This window comes from Anaerolineales bacterium, from assembly GCA_016928575.1.
Taxonomy (GTDB): Bacteria; Chloroflexota; Anaerolineae; order Anaerolineales; family RBG-16-64-43; genus JAFGKK01.
Genome location: JAFGKK010000010.1, coordinates 23,727 through 29,904, shown reverse-complemented (window position 1 = coordinate 29,904; position 6,178 = coordinate 23,727). Strand labels below are relative to the sequence as shown.

9 protein-coding genes are annotated in these 6,178 nt (G+C 60.2%); 3 read left to right on the top strand and 6 right to left on the bottom strand.

Annotation, left to right across the window (positions count from 1 at the left end; all coding sequences use genetic code 11):
* Window positions 1–339: 339 nt before the first annotated feature.
* The 3 genes from JW929_01595 to JW929_01585 form a co-directional block, all read right to left on the bottom strand.
* A complete protein-coding gene (locus JW929_01595) occupies window positions 340–987 on the bottom strand; it encodes a flavin reductase (GenBank protein ID MBN1438076.1) in 648 nt (215 codons plus the stop codon).
* 87 nt (window positions 988–1,074) lie between these two features.
* Window positions 1,075–1,818: a glycerophosphodiester phosphodiesterase gene (locus tag JW929_01590; GenBank protein MBN1438075.1), complete on the bottom strand. Its 744-nt coding sequence runs from the start codon at window positions 1,816–1,818 to the stop codon at window positions 1,075–1,077.
* Entirely contained in the window at window positions 1,815–1,985 is a 171-nt protein-coding gene (locus JW929_01585; GenBank protein MBN1438074.1) for a hypothetical protein, read from the bottom strand. The genes JW929_01590 and JW929_01585 overlap by 4 nt, the downstream gene beginning before the upstream one ends.
* Window positions 1,986–2,158: 173 nt before the next feature.
* Here JW929_01585 and JW929_01580 point away from each other — a divergent pair, with 173 nt between their 5' ends.
* The 3 genes from JW929_01580 to JW929_01570 are packed head-to-tail and all read left to right on the top strand — an operon-like array spanning window position 2,159 to window position 3,861.
* Window positions 2,159–2,296, top strand: coding sequence for a YdeI/OmpD-associated family protein (locus tag JW929_01580; GenBank protein MBN1438073.1), 138 nt, complete (start codon window positions 2,159–2,161; stop codon window positions 2,294–2,296).
* 13 nt (window positions 2,297–2,309) lie between these two features.
* Complete coding sequence (locus JW929_01575) at window positions 2,310–2,990, top strand: class I SAM-dependent methyltransferase (protein ID MBN1438072.1); 681 nt, start codon at window positions 2,310–2,312, stop codon at window positions 2,988–2,990.
* A 49-nt stretch (window positions 2,991–3,039) separates the two neighbouring features.
* Complete coding sequence (locus tag JW929_01570; protein MBN1438071.1) at window positions 3,040–3,861, top strand: DUF4111 domain-containing protein; 822 nt, start codon at window positions 3,040–3,042, stop codon at window positions 3,859–3,861.
* A 140-nt stretch (window positions 3,862–4,001) separates the two neighbouring features.
* Here JW929_01570 and JW929_01565 read toward each other — a convergent pair whose 3' ends face one another.
* The 3 genes from JW929_01565 to JW929_01555 form a co-directional block, all read right to left on the bottom strand.
* Window positions 4,002–4,766, bottom strand: coding sequence for a glycosyltransferase family 1 protein (locus JW929_01565; protein MBN1438070.1), 765 nt, complete (start codon window positions 4,764–4,766; stop codon window positions 4,002–4,004).
* Window positions 4,767–4,886: 120 nt separating this feature from the next.
* On the bottom strand, window positions 4,887–5,267 hold the full coding sequence (locus JW929_01560) for a glycosyltransferase (GenBank protein MBN1438069.1): 381 nt from the start codon (window positions 5,265–5,267) through the stop codon (window positions 4,887–4,889).
* Between the two features lie 91 nt (window positions 5,268–5,358).
* On the bottom strand, window positions 5,359–6,162 hold the full coding sequence (locus JW929_01555; GenBank protein MBN1438068.1) for an ABC transporter permease: 804 nt from the start codon (window positions 6,160–6,162) through the stop codon (window positions 5,359–5,361).
* Window positions 6,163–6,178: the final 16 nt, after the last annotated feature.

Here is a 6,178-nt window from a genome sequence, read left to right as displayed (position 1 = left end):
TTCCTTTTTCTTTTTTTCGCTCCGCGCCTGGATTCTCATGCGAAAGCCGGAATTGGCATTTTAAAAACCACTTTTTTCAGGGGAGTCTTAAATGTAATTACTCAGTAGCCAGCAATCCATCCTCACCCTCAACTTCTTAACCCAGTCCCCCTCTCCTATCCTGCCTTCGCTCCCTCCCTCGGCACTCATTTTGCCGGGGGAAGCGGGGGGATGCCAAGAGAGAGGGAATGGAATTGATGATAGCGTTAAGAAAGGAGACAGGGAGAATATCTGCGGAGCAATAAACAGGCTCAGTGATGAAATTTTTCGGTTTGTATAAAAGGTTTCGCCTCAGTCCAGTTACGCCTTCCTGAGGATATTCAGACAGGCGACCTTTCTCTCGCCTTGGTTCCCGCCGGCGAAGTCACGCAGCTCGTTGCCATAAAACATAAATCCGTCCGGTCCGTACTTGCGTTCCGACCCGTTGAGATAATCGGTCTCCATTGCCGCCGAGAGGACCTGCCCGATGACCAGCGACTGAATTCCTTTCTGTGAAAGGTCGACGTCGTTTTTCAGCCGGCATTCCAAACAGAGGAAGGCTTCCCTGATCCTGGGAACGGCGACTATCCGTGACGGTTCCGCGGCGAATCCCCCGACCGCAATCTCATCGGCATCGTCCTCATTGTGGAACACGGTTTGGTAACAGGCGTCAAAATACCGCGCGCTTAGGAAATTGACGCAAAATTCCTCGGTCCGCAAGATGTTTCGGTAGGTATGCGTCTGCCGGACCAGCGGCGTGACGGCATAATAGCCGCCGCTGTCGCCGTAGAAGGAACTCCACGACTGAAAACAGGCGTTGGGTTTTCCGTTTTCCTTGACGGTGGTAATCAGAAAAAGCGCGTGGGGTATGCCCAACGCCATTTCAAAATGGGAAAAAATCGAAAATTCCCCCGGCCAGCGATCGATGAAATTTTCCGGTTTGCTTGCGCCGATTTCGGTTTTCGTCATTCGGCCTCCCGCCCTCCCGTAAACCGCCAGACGGGCGGATTTGCAAACGCGCGCATCGCGGGTTCCTCGGCAGTGCGCCGCTGGTCCTCAGCCCGTTCCCGCCGCTTCCCGGACGCAGCGGGCCATACGCGGCACATCGTCCGTGCATATGCTGACGGCGCCGGAGCCGAGCGCCGCTCGGCAGCGCCGTTCTGAATTCACGCCCCAAGCGTGCAACGCGATTCCCCGCATGCGGATTTCGCCGGCGGTCCGTTCCGAGAGCTGCGAAGCATTCAGGTGGAGCGCTCCCGCGCGGGCCTCTGAAGCCCGTTCGAGCGCCCGGGCGATGACCCTTTCCGGCCGGATCCAGAATCCGTGCGGCGCAGTGAGCAACCCGGTTTGCAGCCCGGGAACGGCGTCGTGAAACGCCTGCAACAACTCCGGCTCGAAGGATATGATTTCCATCCCCTCCCAATCGGGGCGGAATGCCTGCAAGATCTCCCCCGCCCGCGCCGCAGTTTCCGGATCGTTCCCTTTCAGTTCGATCTGCAATTCGATCCGGCCGGCCAGGGCTTCCAGCGCCTCGCGCAGCGTGGGAATGTACGCGTCGGCCCCGCGCACGGCGCGGAAGCGCGCGGCTTTAACCTGCGCCAACGTGGAACGGCCGACCGCGCCGAAAGCGGAGGTGGTCCGTCCAAGGGAGGAATCGTGGATCACGACGGGGACCCGGTCGGCGGTCAGGCGGACGTCGAACTCAATCCCGTCCGCGCCGAGCGCAATCGCCCGTTCGAACGCCGGGATGGTGTTTTCCGGAGCGAGGTCGTACACGCCGCGGTGGGCGAAGAGTTTCATCGGCGGGCAAATCCTCCCCCGCGGATTTGCGAGATGCCCGGATTAATCGCGGAGTGCGAAAACTGGCAGGCGTTCAGAATGGTTTTACGATCCGCGCCGTAAAAACCATAGCCAGTAAAATTTTCATGTAGCTTTCGCAGATGCCGGGTTCGCAGCGTGTCATTCATTCCGCCTCCGCTTATACCGGACGTCCGGAGACTAACCCGCAGGGAAGTTCCATATTATAGACAAGGAAGCCCTCCAGACCAAGCCGGATTTGGAGGACGGATTTGCGCAATAACAATCCGTCACCCTCCGTATGATTGCTGCGCCGCGAAGCAAAAACTCGTCCTGCCGTATAATGCATGCCGAATCGCTTTCCCATTCGCATCTCAAGGAATACGTGCGCTGGATCGAGGAAGCCAAACGCGACGAGACCCGGATGAAACGGATCGCCGAGACGGTCCGGATGATTGCGGCGGGGAAGAAACCGCGTTGACGAGGAAACCGCAATGACCATCGATCAGGCGTTCAACGCCTCCATCGAATATTACGACGAGTGGATGCGCAAAGCGCTCCCAAACTACAGCGATCTTTTCCGGACCGCTCAGGAACGGGTACCGTTCCCGGCCGATCAGGCGATCGAGGTGCTGGACCTGGGCGCCGGCACGGGCCTGTTTTCCAAGCACATCCTGATGAAATATCCGAAGGCGAAATTTCTTCTGGTCGATCTGGCGGATAGGATGCTCGACGTCGCCCGGCGGCGGTTTGCCGGGCGCCCGGATCAGTTCGAATACCGCATCTCGGATTACCGGTCGCTTCAGAACGCGCAGGAATTCGACCTGGTGATTTCGAGCCTGTCCATTCACCACCTCACCGACGACGAAAAGCAACATCTGTTCCGGATCCTGTACGGCAGGCTGCGGACGCCGGGAGTCTTCCTCAACATCGATCAGATCCGCGGCGAAACGGAATATCTGCGCGATCTGTATTGGACGCATTGGCTGACCCAGGTCCGGCGCGAAGAGCCGTCGGAGGAGCGGATCCGCGAGAGCATCGACCGCCGCAAAACGTACGACCGGGACGCCCTTCTGGAAGACCAGCTCCGCTGGCTTCGCGACGCGGGCTTCACCAACGTAGATTGCGTGTATAAAAATTATTTCGTCGGCGTTTTTTTTGCGATGAAAACCTAGATTATTCCCGTTTTTTCAACCGGTTTTTTGCGGTATCGACAGGCGAATTGTGACCATTCCACCCGCTCCGTTCGCACCCTACCCCGAGGTCGACGCCGTCCTGTTCGACCTTCTGGATGGCATCGGTTCGATTTTGGGGAGCCGCCTCGTCGGCCTGTACCTGGACGGCTCGCTCGCCGGCGGCGATTTCGACCCTGCCAGCGACATCGATTTCCTCGCCGTCACCGAGGAAGAGATCGATACTTTTAAATTCGCAGCGCTGCAGGCGATGCACGAACGGCTGGCCGCGAAGCATCCGCGCTGGGGGGTGGAATTGGAGGGCTCGTACATTTCCCGCGGCGCCGTCCGGCGCTACGATCCGGCGCTTTCGACGCATCCGAACCTGGAACGCGGCAAGCCGGTGCGCCTGAAAATGGCCCGCCACGACGAGGACTGGCTGATCCATTATTACGTCGTGCGCGAACGCGGGATCCCGCTCCTCGGCCCGGATCCCAAAACGCTGATCGACCCCGTGCCGCCGGAGGCGTTGCAGAGCGCCATGCGGGCCACGCTCGAAAAATGGTGGGCGAGTTTCCTGGTCGATCCGAGCCCACTAATGCGGCGCGGCTACCAATCCTACGCGGTGCTGACGATGTGCCGGATCGGCTTCACGCTCGCGACGGGGTCGGTCGCCTCGAAATCCGACGCGGCGGGGTGGGCCAAGGCGAAGTTGGATGCGCGCTGGGGGAGGCTGGTGGACCGGGCGCTGGCCGGACGGTTCGATCCGAATCCCGAAACGGAGGCGGACGAAATCCGGGAGACGCAGGAGTTCATCCGCTATACGCTGGACCGCAGCCGTATTGCCTCAGCCGCCGGGAAAAGTATTGGCTGAACCTCGCTTTTCCGGCCTCTTTTTCCCGAGGCCTTTTTCCCGCCAAGACGCGAAGGCGCAATGAAACACCCAATCGCGTTTCAATCCTTCCACCAGCCGGCTCCATCAAAACACCCGGCCGATGGCGGATCGCCTTTTCCTCAGCGGGTCAATCCGCTTAAATATCCGGAGATGATCTCCACCGCCTTCTCCACCCCGGGCTCGGCTTCGATGCGACGGCCAAAATCTGCGGCGCGGTCGCGCATGGCCCCATCGTCAACCGCCTGCCGGATCGCATCGGCCAGTTTTTGCGCCGTCAAGCTATGGTAAGAAACAGGCTTCGGGCCGAGCTGCAGCTCCGACACCCGCTTCGCCCAAACGAATTGGTCGGCCGCATACGGCGTGATGATCGACGGAACCCCGGCGCGCAAACCGGCCGCCGTGGTGCCCGCTCCCCCGTGATGAACAACCGCCGCCATCCTCGGGAACAGCCAGGAATGCGGGATCGAATCCACAGCAAAGACGGTCTCCGGGAGAGCATCGCCCCCCAACCCGCTCCACCCTCTGAGCAGGATCCCCCTCACCCCGGCGATCCGGATCGCCTCCAAGACAAGTTGCGTGGTTCCGCGGACCTCCGCATCCGGCATGCTTCCGAAACCGATGTACACGGGGGCGGCTCCGGAATCGAGAAAGGCTCTGAGGCCATCCGGCGGCTGCCAGCCCGGCGGCGGATCGCAGAACCAATATCCGGTCACATGGACTTCCGACGGCCAATCCGCCGGCCGCGGGATCACCGATGGGCTGTATCCAAAAACGTGGGGCGCAGTCCTGCGGATGATCCCGGCCGGTCCGCCGGCCGGCAGCGGCGGCAAGCCCAAGGCTTGCTTGCGCCAGGCATTCTGAAAGCCGCGGAAGAAAACCCACATCCCCTATTCGTAAAGCGAATAGGAGATTTTATTGAGAAACCTGATTCGCAGGCCGTGAAAATTTATCCCGATCATGGGAAATTTGCCGGTCGGATAAACCGGCCCCAAACCGGCCTGAAGTTAAGGGACATTCATCTTTTGCGCGGCGTCGAGAGCGCCGTTGGGAACCGCCGTCAGCACGACGGCGTCGCTTCCCCGGCAGTTAGAACACACTTCCTCCAGAAAGGTCCGGATCAGCGGCAGCCCCTCGCGGAACATTGATCGCATCAGCCGGACCGGATTGTTGCTCTTCGCCGCGGCCTGCATGGAAGGGTGCTCCATGATCTGCTGCGGATTGACGCTGATCGGGATATGGTGCAGTCCGTATGCGGCGATCAGCCCCGAGAATATTTTCGGGGCGGAAAGGAAAACCTCAAACCCGGCCTTCTGCAGGCCGGATCCCAGGGCGATAAACGGTTGAACGTCCCCGCGCGAACCAACGGCGGCGATGGTGATTTTCATACACCTTTTTTACCGCAAAGGCGCGAAGAACGCAAAGAGGACCTCAAAATAACCGCGCTCTTTGCGTTTTTTTGTGGCGCCGGATTTTCCCTCATTTCGATTGGTCCGCGCTGCGCCACCATGCGATCGTGGCCGCGACGCCGATAAGGCAGGTGAGCATCACCAGGACGTAACTGTGCACGCCGACTCCCTCGGCGCGCGCTCCATAGACAACGCTGAACATCATGCTGACCATGCCCGGCACGGCCCACGGGAAACGGTCGCCCCAGCCCATCAGGCCGGCGATCTGGGCCGCGCCCAGCGTGCCGAACGCCCACGCCAAAGGAGGCAGATAGCCGCGGCCGGCGCTGGCAAACAGCGCCACGAGCGGCATGAGCAAGGCGGTCAGGAAAGTGGAAAGCATCAGGGATCCGAATGCGGTCCGGACCGCGCCGGACGACCAACCCGGGAGCGAGATTGCGGCACCGACAAGAATGCCGAGAAGAAAAATCCAGACTCCCAGACACAGGATCCAGAGGGTGGATAGCAGCAGTTTCGCCCAGACGATCGTCTCCCGGCGGGTCGGGAGCGCCAGCAGTTGCTTGGCGGTGTGATCGGAAAACTCGCGCCCGAACACCCAGGCGAAAATGAAAGCGAACAGGATCGCCCCCGCCCCCGCGGTCCCCACCGAAAGGAAATCGAAATACGACTGCCAATCGACGGTTCCCCCGCTGAGCAGCTGCGCCTTGGCGCCGACGAGGCCCATCGCCCGCGCCTGCTCGGGGTTGCGCATGATCATCATGAACACGCCGCCGATGATAGGGAATGCCGAAAACGCGGCGAAGGTAATCCACGGCACCTTGGATCGGAAAGCCTTCAGGGATTCAGTCCAGAAAGCGGTATAGAAAGAAGTCATGTTCATTTCTCCATTT

Coding starts and splice junctions, on each gene's coding strand:
- JW929_01595 (MBN1438076.1), bottom strand. CDS start 987: ATGACGAAAACCGAAATCGGCGCAAGCAAACCGGAAAATTTCATCGAT.
- JW929_01590 (MBN1438075.1), bottom strand. CDS start 1,818: ATGAAACTCTTCGCCCACCGCGGCGTGTACGACCTCGCTCCGGAAAAC.
- JW929_01585 (MBN1438074.1), bottom strand. CDS start 1,985: ATGAATGACACGCTGCGAACCCGGCATCTGCGAAAGCTACATGAAAAT.
- JW929_01580 (MBN1438073.1), top strand. CDS start 2,159: ATGCATGCCGAATCGCTTTCCCATTCGCATCTCAAGGAATACGTGCGC.
- JW929_01575 (MBN1438072.1), top strand. CDS start 2,310: ATGACCATCGATCAGGCGTTCAACGCCTCCATCGAATATTACGACGAG.
- JW929_01565 (MBN1438070.1), bottom strand. CDS start 4,766: ATGTGGGTTTTCTTCCGCGGCTTTCAGAATGCCTGGCGCAAGCAAGCC.
- JW929_01560 (MBN1438069.1), bottom strand. CDS start 5,267: ATGAAAATCACCATCGCCGCCGTTGGTTCGCGCGGGGACGTTCAACCG.
- JW929_01555 (MBN1438068.1), bottom strand. CDS start 6,162: ATGACTTCTTTCTATACCGCTTTCTGGACTGAATCCCTGAAGGCTTTC.